Source organism: Nocardia sienata NBRC 100364, from assembly GCF_001613205.1.
GTDB lineage: Bacteria > Actinomycetota > Actinomycetes > Mycobacteriales > Mycobacteriaceae > Nocardia > Nocardia sienata.
In genome coordinates this window covers 1-14396 of the sequence record NZ_BDBX01000017.1, presented here as the reverse complement: position 1 = coordinate 14396, position 14396 = coordinate 1, and the positions used below count along the sequence as shown (strand labels likewise).

14 protein-coding genes, 2 pseudogenes and 1 riboswitch are annotated in these 14396 nt (G+C 68.3%); of the genes and pseudogenes, 10 read left to right on the top strand and 6 right to left on the bottom strand.

Annotated features, from left to right (window positions below):
• Window positions 1-122: 122 nt before the first annotated feature.
• From NS4_RS11340 to NS4_RS11330, 3 genes are all read right to left on the bottom strand, one after another.
• On the bottom strand, window positions 123-1349 hold the full coding sequence (locus NS4_RS11340; RefSeq protein WP_439955777.1) for an acyl-CoA dehydrogenase family protein: 1227 nt from the start codon (window positions 1347-1349) through the stop codon (window positions 123-125).
• Between the two features lie 175 nt (window positions 1350-1524).
• Complete coding sequence (locus tag NS4_RS11335; RefSeq protein WP_063059491.1) at window positions 1525-2808, bottom strand: cytochrome P450 family protein; 1284 nt, start codon at window positions 2806-2808, stop codon at window positions 1525-1527.
• A 293-nt stretch (window positions 2809-3101) separates the two neighbouring features.
• Window positions 3102-4274 carry an aminoglycoside phosphotransferase family protein gene (locus tag NS4_RS11330; RefSeq protein ID WP_063059529.1) on the bottom strand — a complete coding sequence of 391 codons (1173 nt, stop codon included), beginning with the start codon at window positions 4272-4274 and terminating at the stop codon, window positions 3102-3104.
• 284 nt (window positions 4275-4558) lie between these two features.
• Here NS4_RS11330 and NS4_RS32155 point away from each other — a divergent pair, with 284 nt between their 5' ends.
• Entirely contained in the window at window positions 4559-4768 is a 210-nt protein-coding gene (locus tag NS4_RS32155) for a FitA-like ribbon-helix-helix domain-containing protein (protein WP_157106004.1), read from the top strand.
• Window positions 4769-4882: 114 nt separating this feature from the next.
• Here NS4_RS32155 and NS4_RS11325 read toward each other — a convergent pair whose 3' ends face one another.
• Window positions 4883-5509: a TetR/AcrR family transcriptional regulator gene (locus tag NS4_RS11325; protein WP_063059490.1), complete on the bottom strand. Its 627-nt coding sequence runs from the start codon at window positions 5507-5509 to the stop codon at window positions 4883-4885.
• Window positions 5510-5605: 96 nt separating this feature from the next.
• On the opposite strand from NS4_RS11325, the gene NS4_RS11320 reads away from it, so the two are divergent.
• Window positions 5606-6022 carry a nuclear transport factor 2 family protein gene (locus tag NS4_RS11320; protein WP_063059489.1) on the top strand — a complete coding sequence of 139 codons (417 nt, stop codon included), beginning with the start codon at window positions 5606-5608 and terminating at the stop codon, window positions 6020-6022.
• Window positions 6019-6228, top strand: a complete 210-nt coding sequence (locus NS4_RS11315) for a heavy-metal-associated domain-containing protein (protein ID WP_063059488.1) — start codon at window positions 6019-6021, stop codon at window positions 6226-6228. The genes NS4_RS11320 and NS4_RS11315 overlap by 4 nt, the downstream gene beginning before the upstream one ends.
• Window positions 6229-6251: 23 nt before the next feature.
• Here the strand turns inward: NS4_RS11315 and NS4_RS11310 are convergent, their stop codons facing one another.
• Window positions 6252-7694, bottom strand: coding sequence for an aminotransferase-like domain-containing protein (locus tag NS4_RS11310; RefSeq protein ID WP_063059487.1), 1443 nt, complete (start codon window positions 7692-7694; stop codon window positions 6252-6254).
• Between NS4_RS11310 and NS4_RS11305 the strand changes: the two genes are divergently transcribed.
• The 4 genes and pseudogenes from NS4_RS11305 to NS4_RS33345 all read left to right on the top strand — a co-directional run.
• Entirely contained in the window at window positions 7693-8760 is a 1068-nt protein-coding gene (locus NS4_RS11305) for a DMT family transporter (protein WP_084487121.1), read from the top strand. The genes NS4_RS11310 and NS4_RS11305 overlap by 2 nt on opposite strands.
• Window positions 8761-8816: 56 nt before the next feature.
• A riboswitch (guanidine-III (ykkC-III) riboswitch) is annotated at window positions 8817-8883 on the top strand.
• 10 nt (window positions 8884-8893) lie between these two features.
• Entirely contained in the window at window positions 8894-9208 is a 315-nt protein-coding gene (locus NS4_RS11300) for a DMT family transporter (RefSeq protein WP_063059486.1), read from the top strand.
• A gap of 2 nt (window positions 9209-9210) precedes the next feature.
• On the top strand, window positions 9211-9543 hold the full coding sequence (locus NS4_RS11295; protein WP_063059485.1) for a DMT family transporter: 333 nt from the start codon (window positions 9211-9213) through the stop codon (window positions 9541-9543).
• Between the two features lie 62 nt (window positions 9544-9605).
• Window positions 9606-9929, top strand: a pseudogene (locus tag NS4_RS33345) (2Fe-2S iron-sulfur cluster-binding protein); the annotation flags it as partial.
• 266 nt (window positions 9930-10195) lie between these two features.
• Here NS4_RS33345 and NS4_RS11285 read toward each other — a convergent pair.
• A complete protein-coding gene (locus NS4_RS11285; RefSeq protein ID WP_169811751.1) occupies window positions 10196-10651 on the bottom strand; it encodes an NUDIX domain-containing protein in 456 nt (151 codons plus the stop codon).
• A gap of 480 nt (window positions 10652-11131) precedes the next feature.
• On the opposite strand from NS4_RS11285, the pseudogene NS4_RS11280 reads away from it, so the two are divergent.
• From NS4_RS11280 to NS4_RS11270, 3 genes and pseudogenes are all read left to right on the top strand, one after another.
• Window positions 11132-12222: pseudogene (locus NS4_RS11280) on the top strand (NAD(P)H-dependent amine dehydrogenase family protein).
• Window positions 12223-12306: 84 nt separating this feature from the next.
• Window positions 12307-12861 carry a TetR/AcrR family transcriptional regulator gene (locus tag NS4_RS11275; protein ID WP_063059482.1) on the top strand — a complete coding sequence of 185 codons (555 nt, stop codon included), beginning with the start codon at window positions 12307-12309 and terminating at the stop codon, window positions 12859-12861.
• 70 nt (window positions 12862-12931) lie between these two features.
• The coding region (locus NS4_RS11270) for an alpha/beta fold hydrolase (RefSeq protein ID WP_157106003.1) at window positions 12932-14396 on the top strand (1465 nt) is incomplete at its 3' end.

Sequence of the window (14396 nt, the reverse complement as noted above, 5' to 3'; positions counted from 1 at the left end):
TGCCTCCTCGTGCCCGCCCGGATCGCGCCGGGGAGAACGGCCGGGCGCCGACCGGACATGTCCAACGTATCGGGCGACGAGCCGCAGCGCCCGGGCTATGTCCACGAGCCGGGCGGCAACCACTAGCTGCCGGCGGCTTCGGCCGCCGCGCGGGCCTTACCGAGTTCGGCCCGGGCGATCGTCAGTTTGTGCACCTCGTCGGGACCATCGGCGATCCGCAGAGTACGCAGATGGGCGTACATACTCGCGAGCGGGAAGTCTTCGGTCACGCCCGCCGCGCCGTACACCTGGATGGCGCGGTCGACGATCCGCAGTGCCATCACCGGCGCGGCGATCTTGATCGCGGCGATCTCGGTGCGGGCCTCCTTGTTGCCGACCGTATCCATCATCCAGGCGGTTTTCAGGGTGAGCAGCCGTGCCTGTTCGATATCGATGCGGGCCTCGGCGATCCAGTCCCGGATATTGGCCCGTTCGCTGACCTTGCGTCCGAAGGTCGTCCGCGAATCCGCCCGGGCGCACATGAGTTCCAGCGCGCGTTCGGCCATTCCGATCGCGCGCATGGCGTGATGGATGCGGCCGGGGCCCAGCCGGGCCTGGCTGATCGCGAAACCCTCGCCCTCGCCCTTCAGCACATCCGTGACCGGGACCCGCACATCGGTGAACTCGATCTCGGCGTGCCCCTCCCGATCGACATAGCCGAACACCGGCAGGTTGCGTACGACGGTGACGCCCGGCGCGTCGATCGGCACCACCATCATCGACTGCTGGCGGTGCTTGGGAGCGTCCGGATCGGTCTTGCCCATCACGATGAGCACCTTGCAATTGGCGTGCATGGCATTGGAGGCGAACCATTTCCGGCCGTTGAGCACATACTCGTCGCCGTCGCGTTCCATCCGCATCTCCACATTGGTGGCATCGGAACTGGCGACCCCGGGCTCGGTCATCGCGAACGCCGAGCGGATGGTGCCCGCCAGCAGCGGTTCGAGCCAGCGCTGCTTGTGCTCCTCGGTGCCGAAGAGGGTGAAGACTTCCATATTGCCGGTATCGGGCGCCGAACAGTTACACGCCTCGGGCGCCAGCGCCGGACTGCGGCCCATGATCTCGGCCAGCGGCGCGTACTCCAGATTGGACAGGCCCGGGCCCCACTCCGGATGCGGGTGGAACAGATTCCACAAGCCCCGCTGCTTGGCCTCGGCTTTGAGATCCTCCAGGATCTGCGGGTGATGATGCGGATCGCCCGCCGCGGCCATCTGCTGGGCATAGATCGGCTCGGCCGGATACACGCTGTCGTCCATGAACGCGAGCAGGGTGCGCCGATACTCCCGGGCACGCTCGGTCGAGGTGAACAGTTCCACGAGAACTCCGATCGTCGGGGCGCGGCTCGATGCCCTCCCGACGGTAGCCTAAACTTGAATCCGGATTCAAGTACATCGGCCCGTGGAACCGGTGAACCCGGGACGAGCACGACACAGGGCCCGGACCCCGTGGGGTTCGGGCCCTGGTGAGGGCGGCCGGCCGCGGCGCTCAGGCGCGCACGGCGGGCCGGGCGGCGGTGTCCCCGTATCCAGGCAAGGGGGCCTGCGGGGGAAATGTCACCGGCAGGCCCGCCAGCGATCGATGGAAGGGGCCCGGCCGCCAGACCGGCTCGCCCTCGGGGAAGTCCGCGCGCATCTCCGGTATCGCGTCCAGCAACTGATCGATCGCGCCCTCGGCGACCATATAGGCCAGGGACTGGGCGGGGCAGGCGTGTGGGCCCAGGCCCCATGCCAGGTGGGCGCGATTGCCCGTCAGCTCCGAGGTGCGGATGGCGGGGTCGTTGTTGCAGGCCGCCATGCTGATCACCACGGGCTGGTGCGCGGGGAGCCACACATCGTCGAGCAGGATCGGCATCCGCGGATAGGTGATCAGCAGATTCGCCAGCGGCGGGTCGTTGAACAGCACCTCGTCCAGGGCGTCGCGGGAGGTGAGGTTCCCACCGAGGACGCTGCCGCCGAAACGCTCGTCGGTGAGGATCAGCAGCAGTGTGTTGACGATGAGGTTCAGCTCGAATTCGATCCCGGTGCCGTACACCTGCGAGACGTGGTGGGACACCTCCTCCTCGGACAGCTCCACCGGATGCTGCAGCAGCACCGAGGTGATATCGCTACCCGGCTGCTCGCGCTTGAGCAGCACCAGGTTCATCAGGGCCTCGCCCAGCATCCGACTGCCGGCTTCGGCGTCCACCCCCTCGAGCAGCGCGGCCGTCCCGGCCGCGACCTGCTGACCGATCTCCGGCGGGCAGCCGAGCAGATAGTTGATCACCTGGAAGGCCAGCGGGAACACATACTGCTGGATCAACTCCGCCCGGCCGTCCTCACAGAACGAGTTGATCAGCGGGCCCGCGATGTTCTCGACGACCGTGTGGATCGCGTACATGTCCACTTCGTCCATGCTCGCGGTGATCGCCTGCCGATAGCGCACGAATTCCTGCCCGGCACAACGGCTGGCCATCGGCCGCCACTCCAGCAGCGGCAGGATCGGGCATTCGGCCGGAATATCCTTCTGCCAGACCCGGGGGTCGGCGGGGAAGCGGTCCGGATCGTTGAGCACCCGCAGGGCGGTGTTGTAACCGATCACCAGGGTTGCGGGCACTCCGGGGGCCAGTTCCACCGGCGCCAGCGACCCGTACCGAGCCCGCATCTCGCGGTAGAACCGGTGCGGATCGGCGGCGAATTCCGGCAGGTACAGCGGTATCCGCGGATCATCGGAATCGATCGGCGACCCGTGCACGTGGGTCTGGGCGTGGCTTCGGTAATCCGAGGTAGTCAAGTACGAAACTCCATACCGTCCGGTTGCGGAGCCGATGGTTTTCCACCGGCCGATCCCGGTTCGAGGCTCCTCCTGCAGGAATCTCCTGTCTCGAGCCGGAACCAGGCGATGGTACGACATGGTCACGGAATCGGATCGATTGCGAAACAAGTTGTACAGCTGACTTTTTCGCATTTTGTTGGACTAGTCCGCACATTTTCGATCGGTCCGGTCCGAAGATTTCGCTCGGCTTTTCCACCACTGCGACCCGGCCGGGGCTCGGCGAATCCGGAGCCCGGCCGGCGCAACGGGTATCAGACGCCGAGCGCCTCCAGTGATCGGTTGTCGTCGATGGCCGAGGTGATCCGCCGCAAAAGTGTGAGGCAGGTCTCCTTCGATTGCATCTCGGGCTGATACGCGGCCCGGCCGATGGTGAATGCCCATGCCGCGTAGGCGAACATCGACTGCTGCCGGTAGATCAGCCAGGCGGTATCGAAATCGGGTGCCGCACCGCCGGCCTCGGCCAATTCCTCCAGATATGCCCGCAGCAGCTCTTCGGCCCAGGCCCGGCGATCCTCCGGTTCGCAACCGGAATTGACCGTATAGGCGAAATCGTGCCCCCAGCCGCCGCGCATCACGACCTGCCAGTCCACATAACCCATCCGCCCCTCTGCGGTCCGGTAGGTCTGGCCGATATGCGGGTCGCCGTGCAGCAGGGTATGCGGGAGTTCGCTCGTGGCCAGATCCACCGCACGCTCGACTCCGGACCACAGCCGGTCCGCCTGTCCGTGCAGGCTTTCCGGCACCACTTCGGCCGCCCGGTCCAGGCCCACCGCGCAGCGGGTCTTCATATCGATGGCCGCGAGATATGCCTGCAACGCCTCGTTGGTGGTCTTGAGGACCTCGATGGCGGGATCCTCCCAGAACGTCCCGTGCAACCGTGCGAGGTTGCGGACCAGATCCTCCATTTCGGCCCGGCCGATCGCCGCGGTGGGTTCGCTGAACACCGCTCCCCGCGTCACGGCGATATCCTCCATCAGCGCGATCGATCGCCACGAGGCCGGATCCGAGGCCCCCCAATAGCCGAGCGGGGCCTGGATCTCCAGTTTCGGCCGGAAATCGCGGAAGAACCGTGTCTCGCCGTCGATCATCTTGCCGCCGCCGAGCAGGATGCGCTGACTCAACGAGGTCGTGGTCTTGGCGAACAATGCCTCCGGTAGCCCGGCCGCCCGGCCCGCCCCGTTGTACTCCACCCGGATCGCCACCCGCGTGGAGGTGCCGCTGCTGCCACCCGTGGTGTCGAAGGCGACCACTTCGGCGCCGGGAGTCTCCCGACAGAGCACCGCGGTCAGCCACTCGGGGGTGAGCGCGGCGCCGGAGGCGGGCACATCGTCGATCGTGCGGGCCCGGTGCCCGGTGAGCTTCTCGCCCAGGATATGCCCGCCCACCGCGACGAGCCGGCCGAGCAACCAGAGTTTGTGATTCATATCCGCCTCACTTTCCGGATGCGCGTGAAACAGCGCGCACCGTGCCGAACCGTCCGGTCCGGACTTTCTCTTCACACAGACGATTTTCGATTTTGCGCCATATTCGCTGTGCCGGAACATGTTTCGGCCGAATACTTTACGATGACCAGCCGAATGGGCCCGGCCCGCCCCGTGCGAGCACGTCGCACGGCATATATCGGAACGAGACGCCACCGGCATCGGCAGTTTGCCGGACCGCGAAATATAATCTGGTCACCGACCACTGTCGACGAAAGACGCCCACCATGGTGACGCTATCTGTTCGACATGTACCGGACGCGGTGTATCGCGCCCTGCGGATCCGCGCGGACAATCACGGCCGCAGCACCGAGGCGGAGGTCCTGGCCATTCTGGAGGAGGTCGTCACGCGCTCCCCGGAGAGAGTCCGGTTGGGGAAGGTCCTGTCCGGGGAGCATCCCGAGGACGACCGAACGGAACCCGAACCCGAGCAGTGAGCGCCCGACGGAGGCGGGCGGCCGGATGCCGGCCCACGACCGGGCCGCACAGCGCGCTAGCGGGCCCGCGCTCGAATCGCTCGTCCACCGATGGCGGAGTGCCCGCAAAAGCTCTCATGTCGCCCGGATTCCCGAGGCCTGACCGTCCGGCGTTCCCGAGCCGGAGCCCATCACCGGAGAAAAGATACGCATCAGGCTGGTGATGAATGCGTACTCGGCGTCCGGGCCGGTCATCCGGCCGCTGCCGCGCTCTTCGCTCGCGGCGTGGGCGAGGTGGATCGCGGCGACGACCAGCCAGCCGGCGGGAAGCCGGCTGTCGAATTCGCCCGTGGCCTGTCCACGCTCGATCACCCGCTCGATGCGATCGGCGATCGGCGCATGCCGAGCACGGTCCTGCGCGGCGGCGGTCGGCAACCCGTTGATTTGTTGCAACAGGGTGGGATAGCGCCCGGATTCCCGGGATGCCGCGTCGAATACGCGGAGCAATGCCTCCGCGGCCGGGCCCTCGTCCGGCTCGGCGGCGTCCATCGCGGCGACGGTCAATTCGGTGAGCCTGTCGAGGACCGCCACCAGTAGCCGGTCACGGGAGGGAAAGTGGGCGTACACCGTCTGACGGGTCACTCCCGCACCCGTGGCGATGGTTTCGACGCTTGCCTCGGGCTGTTCGTTCAGGATGCGCGCGGCCGCGTCGAGGATGGCCACCCTGCTGCGGTGGGCGTCGGCACGCTGCTTACGAGCCATCGATCCCCTCGCTATCTCTTACAGCTTGTCAAATTTATCACGGCTTTATATCTTACACTCTGTAAGAGTTAACGCGGCTCACCCGTCAGGAGACTCATGCCCGCCTTCACCGGCACCGATCCCGCGCGATTCATCGCCGACTTCTTCACCTCCTTCAACGAACATCTGCTGGCCGGCGACGAAGACGCGGCAGCCGTCGTCGACCGGTTCCACACCCCCGACATCGTGCAGGTCGCCGATGGCCACCGGATGGATCGCGACAAGCTGATCGCGCACACCCGCCCGATACGAAAGAACCGCCCCGACAGCCACATCGACGTACACGAGGCCGTCGCCGACAACGACCGGATCGCCGCCCGCTACACCCTCCACGTCCGGCAGCGCGGCAGAGAATTCGCCATCGAGGTCTACTTCTTCGGCCGCTTCGCACCGGACGGGCGGATGCGGCAAGCGCATATGCTCACCCGGACCGCGACCACCGGCGACCGACCTCGGCCGGACGTGCGGCCATGAGCGAGCACCGCTACACAGTCCTCGGGATGGCGTGCGACCACTGTGCCGCATTCGTTGCCGGAGCGCTCGAACCCCTGCCCGGGGTCACGGGGATCGCGGTCGATGTCGACACCGGCTCCGTCACGGTGACCAGCACCGGCGACCTCGACCTCGCCGATGTCCGTGTGGCAGTCGAAGCCGCCGGATACGAGCTCGCCGACTCCTGACAACCCGTCGGACCTACCCGCCGCTACCGGTCCGCGCCGCCGGCCGGGCGCCGGCCCGGATGCTGCCGGGCCAGCGCCCGGCCGATGACGCGGGCACCGTCGGCGAACGCTCCCGGATTCGGCCCGGAGTAGTTGATCCGCAGGTAGGCGCCCGTGGGCTCGGCGGGGAACCATTCGTCGCCCGGAGCCACGACCACGCCCCCGTCCTCGCAGTCCCGCACGAGCCGGGCCAGATCGGTGTGTTCGGGTAACCGGACCCAGAGGTTGAGCCCGCCCCGCGGCACCACCTCCGGGACCGCGTCGGGGGCGTGCTCCCGGAGCGCGGTCAGCAACAGATCGCGGCGGATCGCCAAACGCTGCCCCAGACCGCGCAGATGTGTCCGCCACCCCGGATGAGACACCACATCGAGGGCGACCGCCTGCAGCAGCCCGCTCACGTACATCGACTCGGCCTGCGCATCGGAGAGGATCCGATCGCGCGCCGGCCCGCGCGCGACCACGGCGGCGATCCGGACCGACGGGGAGACGCTCTTGGTGAGCGAACGCAGATAGATCACATGCCCGCTGTCGTCGCGCGCGGCCAGCGGGACCGGCACCGAGTCGATACCGAAATCGTGCGCCCAGTCGTCCTCGATCAGGAAGGCGCCGTACTCGCGCACCACCTCGAGTACCCGCGTGGCAGTCGCCGGAGCCCACTGGGCACCGGTGGGATTGGCGAAATGGGGTTGCGCGTAGAAGGCGCGGGCCCCGGTCTGTTCGAACGCGCTAGCCAGTTCCGCAGGCCGCGGACCGTGCGGACCGCTGGGCACCGGCACCACCCGCACCCCGGCCCGCTCCGCGGCCATCAGCGCACCCCAGTAGGTCGGTGATTCCACCAGCAGTGGCCGGCCGGGGCCGACCAGCGACTGGAAGGTCGTGTTCAGGCCGCTCTGGCTGCCCCCGAACACGATCACATCGCCGGCCGCCGGTGGCAGCACACCGGCCGGGGTCACCGTCGCCAGTTCGGTGGCGAACCAGGTCTGCAGTTCTGGGGAACCCGCGGTCGGCGGGCGGCCGATCGCGGCGTCGCTGCGCGCGGCGCGGGTGAACGCGGCACGGACCAGGCGGACCGGCAGCAGTTCTCGATCGGGGTAACCCGAATGCAGGGCGATCCGGTCATTGGGCACCGTCCGCAGGACGGTGGACACCTGGGCGCGTCGAGCGCGCGGGGCACCGAGAGCCGCGGTCTGCCAGCCGTAGTCGGCCGGACGGGCCGGGCGCACCGCCTGGACGAACGTGCCGACCCCCGGCCGGCTCTCCACCAGCCCCTGGGCCACCAGGGTCCGCAGCGCTTTCTGGACGGTGACCGGACTCGCCGAATACCGCGTCACGAGCGTGCGGGTGGACGGCAGCTTGGCCCCGGCGGGGGCGGTAGCGATCCAGGCGCGGAGGTCCGCGGCGATCCGGGAGCTGCTATCGTCGGACATGAAGGAACATAGTAGCGCTACTCATCGGCACCGTGGACCGCTATCGCCGGATCGGGTCGGTCCGGCCTGGGGACTACTCGGGGTCGCGGCATTTTCGCTGACCGTCCCGCTCACCCGCATCACCGTGGCCGAGGGCGGCATGTCCCCGCTGTTCGTCGCTTGCGCCCGCGCCGTGGTCGCAGGTGTCCTGGCCGCGACGGCACTGCTGGTCACGCGTGCGCCGCTGCCCCGCGGCGGGCAATGGCTCCGGCTCGGCGTCGTCGCGGCCGGTGTGGTCACGGGCTTCCCGCTGCTCACCACCTTCGCGCTCACCACCACCTCGGCGGGCCACAGCGCGGTGGTGATCGCACTGCTCCCGGCGGCCACTGCCGTTCTGGCAGTACTGCGCACCGACGAACGGCCACCGCGCGCGTTCTGGTGCGCCGCGGCCGCGGGAGCGGTGGCGGCCGTGGGCTTCGCGGTGTTCGGCGGAGGCGGATTCAGCGGTCTGCACTGGCCGGATCTGCTGCTGTTCGGCGCGGTCGTCGCGGCCGCCGCCGGGTACGCCGAAGGTGGACTGCTGGCCCGCGAACTCGGACCCTGGCAGACCATCTCCTGGGCACTCGTCCTGTCCGCGCCGCCGATGGTCACGCTCAGCGGTATCGCGATCGCCGCCCAGCCGCCGACCGGCTCCCCGGCGCAGTGGGCGTCGTTCGCCTACCTCGGCGTGGTGAGCATGTTCCTCGGCTTCCTGGCGTGGTATCGCGGGCTCGCGCACGGCCCTATGGCGCAGGTCAGCCAGATCCAACTGGTCCAGCCGGTGCTGACCCTCGGCTGGGCGGCACTGCTGCTGGGAGAATCCGTGACCTGGACGACAGCGCTGGGAGCGGGCGCGGTCATCGCCTGCGCCGGCAGCGCCGTCCGGACCCGGCTCGGACGCCCCGGAACCGGCCGTGGCTCCGGGCCGGCCGGTACCGGCTCGAAACCGCTTTCCGTCCGCACCCGGGCGAACACCGCGCAGCGGGCGGCCGATAACGGTTCCCCGGCACAGCGGCGCAGGACCGCGCCGGCGCGAGCCGTCGGGTGATCGTGGTGGTTCCGGTCACCACCGGGAATCCCTCGCACGCCTCGTTCGTTACCGCAACGGAGCCCGGCGATCGGGCTCGCGGACGAGGGAGCAGTACCCGCATCGCGACAAGACTGACTCGGAAGGGTTTGTCATGTCCTGGGTCGTCCTGCTGCTGTCGGGGGTGCTCGAGGCCGTCTGGGCCGCCGCGCTGTCGGCCTCGCACGGTTTCCGCCGGTGGAAACCCACTGTTCTGTTCGCCGTGGCGCTGGTCCTGAGTATGGCCGGTCTCGCCTGGGCGATGATCGACCTGCCGACCGGTACCGCCTACGCCGTATGGGTAGGCACCGGCGCGACGCTGACCGTCGGGTGGGCCGTCGTCACCGGTCGCGAGCGCGCCGATACCGCCCGCGTGCTGCTGCTCTCCCTGCTCATCGTGTCCGTGGTGGGCCTGAAGGCGGTGAGCTGACCATGGCGTGGATCATTCTGCTGGCCAGCGCTGTCTGCGAGGCGGTCTGGGCGACCGCGCTCGGCGCATCCGCGGGTCTGACCGAACCGGTGGCCGCGACCGTATTCTTCGTCGCACTCGCGGCGAGCATGCTCGGACTGGGCCGGGCGGTACGTGATATTCCGATCGGCAGCGCCTACGCCGTCTGGACCGGCGTAGGCACCGCCCTGACCGTGTCGTACGCCATGATCACGGGGGGCGAGGCGGTCACGCTCGCGAAGGTCGTCTGCCTGAGCGGGATCGTGGTCGCGGTGATCGGGCTCGAACTCGTCCCGCACGAGAAGCGGGAGGAGTAGCGCCTCGCTCCGCGTCCGCCCCGACGACGAATGCGATGCCGGCCGCGGCCCGGCGCGGCATGTTCGAGCGCAATCCCACCGGTTCCCTGCACACCGAACAGTTCTCCGCGCCCGCCGTGCTCGACGGCGCGGAATTCGACCTGACCCTGGCACGGACGGGCCGCACGGTCCGGGTGGGCGCACGGGAGACCGCGCTCGCCGCGATCGGCCGGGTCGTTCCGGACGCCGCCTATTCGTGTCGCCAGGGTTTCTGCGGCACCTGCCGGACGGCGGTGCTCGCCGGCGCGGTGGACCACCGCGATCGGGCGCTGCCCGATTCCGAACGCACGACCCATATGCTCCCCTGTGTGTCACGCGCGGCGGGCGCAACACTGGTTGTCGACCTCTGCGCCGGAAGGACCGGAGCAAGTCCTTCGACGGCGGTCGAACACCGGCATATCGCCATCTCTACTGAGCGCGGATTCCAGCGGTATCGGTCTCGCAGTCCGCCTCGGCGCGGCGGGTTTCGACGATCCGTCGACTCCGGAACGAATCGACAGCCTGCGGACTGCGTTCGAATATCGTTACCGCACAGATGTTTTCGATGACAGACCGGCTGAGGTCGGCCGTCCGCGGATCACGGCCGTACCGTAGCGGCGACTCCGCACAACACTCAGGGGTAGACCAGTTCGCGATAGGTGTCCAGGATCTTCTGAATCGAGGAGGTGACATGCAACTCGCCATTGAGCGGCGCCCATTCATAGCCGGCGTGCGCACTCAGCACCACCGGTCCGGTAGCCGCCACCTCTACGGCGAAGTGCAATCGGCGCACCGGTTTCCCGGCGGGGGACAGATAGTCGAAATCGCCGATGTGATGGCGGATATCCGTGACAGTCAGCCCCGTTTCCTCCTGCACACCGCGCACGAGTGCTCCGGTCACCGATTCTCCCGGCTCGACGGTGGCACCGGGGAGTTTCAAGGTGGGACTGATCGGTCCGGTACTGGGCAGTTCGAGTAACAGGATTTCCCCACCCCGGTCGATGATCGCGCCCACCCGCAGTCCGACCCCGTCCCGCTCGCCACGTGGCAGGGTCTCGTCGAACATGGATACCGACATATGCGGTTTCACCAACCTTCGATCGGGCGGACTCGCCTCGCTCACGCCGTAGGCGAGCGTTTCGATATTACCGCGCCGTGACCATCGGATGACAGCGCATCGCTCGAAGTGAGCCGCACAACAGCACCGACCGGACCGGCTGTCCGGGCCCGTCCGGCGGTAGGAACACTCGTCCGTTCCGAGATAGTGAGGATCGCCGAATCGATTGCTCGACAACACTTTCCGTCGTGCGAACGAACTCCCGGATGCACCGTCACCGACGATGCGACCGATACGCACGCACCCTCACCGCGACCAACGCCGGTGACATCCGCTTGTGACGGAGACCTCGCTGTTACGCATTCGGCGCCTGCGGCCGAACCCGAGCCGGTACACCGGGCCCCGACCACCCACGGAAGAGGCCCGCCCGGGGAACGAAAGACTCACCTGCTACACCCGACTCGACGAGAGTATAGTTCTCGTTAATCAGAGTGATCCTTTCCTTTTTATAGAATGAGGATCTATCCTGAGCGAGTGCCTCAGCGTGATCGGTACCGGGTCGTCCAGTGGACGACCGGTAATGTCGGAAAGAGCTCGGTCCGCGCCATCGTCGCGAACCCCACCCTCGAACTCGTCGGCTGCTATGCGTGGGCACCGGCGAAAGTGGGTCGCGATATCGGCGAACTGTGCGGTATCGAACCCTTGGGTATCGCCGCGACCGGCGATGTGGACGCGCTCCTCGCCCTGAAACCGGACCGCGTGGTCTACAACTCCATGTGGATCGATGTGGACGAGAGCTGGTGCGCATCCTGTCGGCCGGCGTCGACGTGGTCACCACCGCCTCCTTCATCACCGGTCACCGGCAGGGGCCGGGTCGCGATCGGCTCGCCGAGGCCTGTCGCCGTGGCGGATCGACGATCTTCGGCTCTGGGATCAGCCCCGGATTCATCGACCTGCTGGCCATCGCGTCGGCCGGTATCTGCGACCGCGTCGACAAGGTGACCGTCAGCGAGGCCGCGGACACCACCTTCTACGACTCCCCCGCGACCGAACGCCCGGTGAGCTTCGGAGCGCCGATCGACCGCCCCGGCCTACCGGCGATGGCGGCCGAGGGCACCGCGGTTTTCGGCGAGGCCGTGCGGATGATCGGCGACGCCCTGGGAGTGGAGCTCGACGAGGTGCGCTGCGACGCGGAGTTCGCACAGACGACCACAGAACTCGATCTGGGTTCGTGGACCATTCCTGCCGGTTGCGTGGCGGGAGTGTTCGCGAGCTGGAAAGGGATTGTCGCCGGACGCACCCTGGTGGAACTGACGGTGCAGTGGCGCAAGGGGCAGACCCTCGAACCCGACTGGAAGATCGACCAGGACGGCTGGATCCTGCAGGTGGACGGGCGGCCGACCGTGAAGAACGTGGTGAGTTTCGCGCCGCCCTCGGATTTCCAGGCCGAGACCATCGCCGATTTCATGACTCTCGGCCACATCATGACCGCCATGCCGGTGATCAATGCCATCCCCGCCGTGGTCGCCGCGGCGCCGGGCATCGTCACCTACAACGATCTGCCGCTCATCCAGCCGCACGGAGTCGTTCCCGGAGTCGGATGACCGGCGCACGGCGGCGGCGCCGTCGCCACTCCTCGCCCACCGGAGGCCTTGACATTTTTATGACGACCGGTCTACTTTTTGCCCATGGGAGCGAAAGGAGCCGAGACCCGGCAGCGCATGATCGAGGCGACCAGGTCCTCGATCGAGCGTCAGGGCTACTTCGGCACCGGACTCAATCAGATCCTGTCCGAGAGTGGGACTCCGCGTGGTTCGCTGTATTTCCACTTCCCGGGCGGCAAGGATGAACTCGTCGCCGCGGCCGTCACACAGACATCCGGCCTGATCGATGCAGCACTCGACGCGGCCGATCTCACCGATCCGGCCGAGGCCGTCGCCGGATTGATCACGCTGCTCGGCGAGCGACTCGAAGCTTCCGGCTGGGAGAACGGGTGCCCGGTGGCCACCGTCGCACTGGAGGTCGCGGGCACCAACGACGCCGTCCAGCAGGCGTGCGCCCAGGTGTACACGCGCTGGACCGAGGCGCTGCGCCTCATCCTGCGGGCGGCCGGCCATCGCGATGCCGATGATCTCGCGGTATCGCTGCTCGCCCTCGTGGAGGGCGCCTTACTCCTCGCCCGGACCCACCGCAGCCGCGATCCGCTGGACCGGGCCGCGCGCGTCGCCCGCACCCTGCTCTGAGCCTCCGTTGAATCGAGTGCATTTTTCGCTGTTCACAAAATATGTAGACCAGTCTAGTTAGGAAGTGGATATGAGTACTCCCGATACCGTCGTCTTCGGGGCAGCGGGATTCATCGGCCGCGCGCTCGTCGCCCGGCTCTTACAGCAGGGCCACACCGTCGCCGCGGCGGTCCGTCCCGGTACCGGAGCGCGGCTCCGGTCCTGGCTGGACAACCGGAATGCCGACCGGGAGCGACTCACCGTAGTCGAATGCGATATCACCGATCCCGGCCTCGGCGGCCTGGGCGGGGCACCACTGGACGACGTCCGCGATGTGTACAACTGCGCCGCGCGCTTCTCCTTCGGGCTCGATCCCACGCAGGCACGGGCGGTGAACCTCGACGGCGCCCTCCATGTACTGCGCTGGTCCGCCGGCCGCCCCCGGCTGCGCCGGCTCGTCCACATCACCGGTTACCGGGTCACCGTGCCGGAATCCGCCGAGCACGACTACGCCGTAGGCGCCTATGGTGCCTCGAAATTCGAAGCCGACGCGGTATTGCGGGAACAGGCCGCGACTGCCGCGGTCCCGCTGACCGTCGCCAATCCCGGCACCGTCATCGGACCCGGTCAGTACATCGGCCTGGCCGAACTCGTCCGCGACCTGTGGCACGGCACGCTGCCCGCGCTCCCCGGCGACGCCGATACCCTGCTCCCGATCCTGGACCTGGACTACTTCGTCGATTTCCTGACTCTGCTCCCGCGGCAACCCGATACCGCCGGCCGTTCCTATACCGTGCTCGACCCGGCCAGTCCTCCCCTCCCGGAACTGATCGGGCTGCTGGCCCGGCATATGCAGGTTCGCGCACCGCGCCTCACCATCCCCGTGGGCCTGGTGGCGCGCCTGCCCCGCCGGTTGACCGGGGTGGACGCCGAACGCCTGGCCTTCATAGCCGCCGACCGCTACGACACCTCCGCCGCCGACGCGGTGGCCGCGCGCGTCGGGCTCGCCCACCCCCCGACCGAGACCGTATTGCGGGAGTGGGCGGATCACCTGGTGAGCAGCCGATTCGGGGCCACCGAAGCCGATCCCGCCGCGGGCTTCGACCACGGGCTCTGGGTCTCCGGCGAGCGACATACTCCGGAATACGTCCTGCTGCATGGACTTCCCACCGACAGCGAAGCCTGGCGAGAGGTCCGCGCATTGCTCGACGCTCCCACCCTCGCCGCCGACCTCCCCGGCCTGGGCCGGTCCGCCCCACACCCGGCCGTGCCGGATCGGTGGCCGGACGAACTCATGGCGCCGGTAGCCGGCCGGCCGGTACTGGTCGGCCATTCCCTGGGCTGTGTGCCGGTCCTCCGATACGCGACTGCGCATCCCGACCGCGTCGCGGGTGTCGTCCTGGTGGCCCCGGCCTTCCTGCAGAACGGCAGCTCCCGGCTCGCGCGCACTCCCATCGCCAGCGCGCTGCTGCGCCGCCTACCGCCCGCGCGACTGGCCGCCCTGCTGGGAATCCCGGCCGGCCCGGCGCTGGAGAGCGCGAGCGCGAACCTGCGCC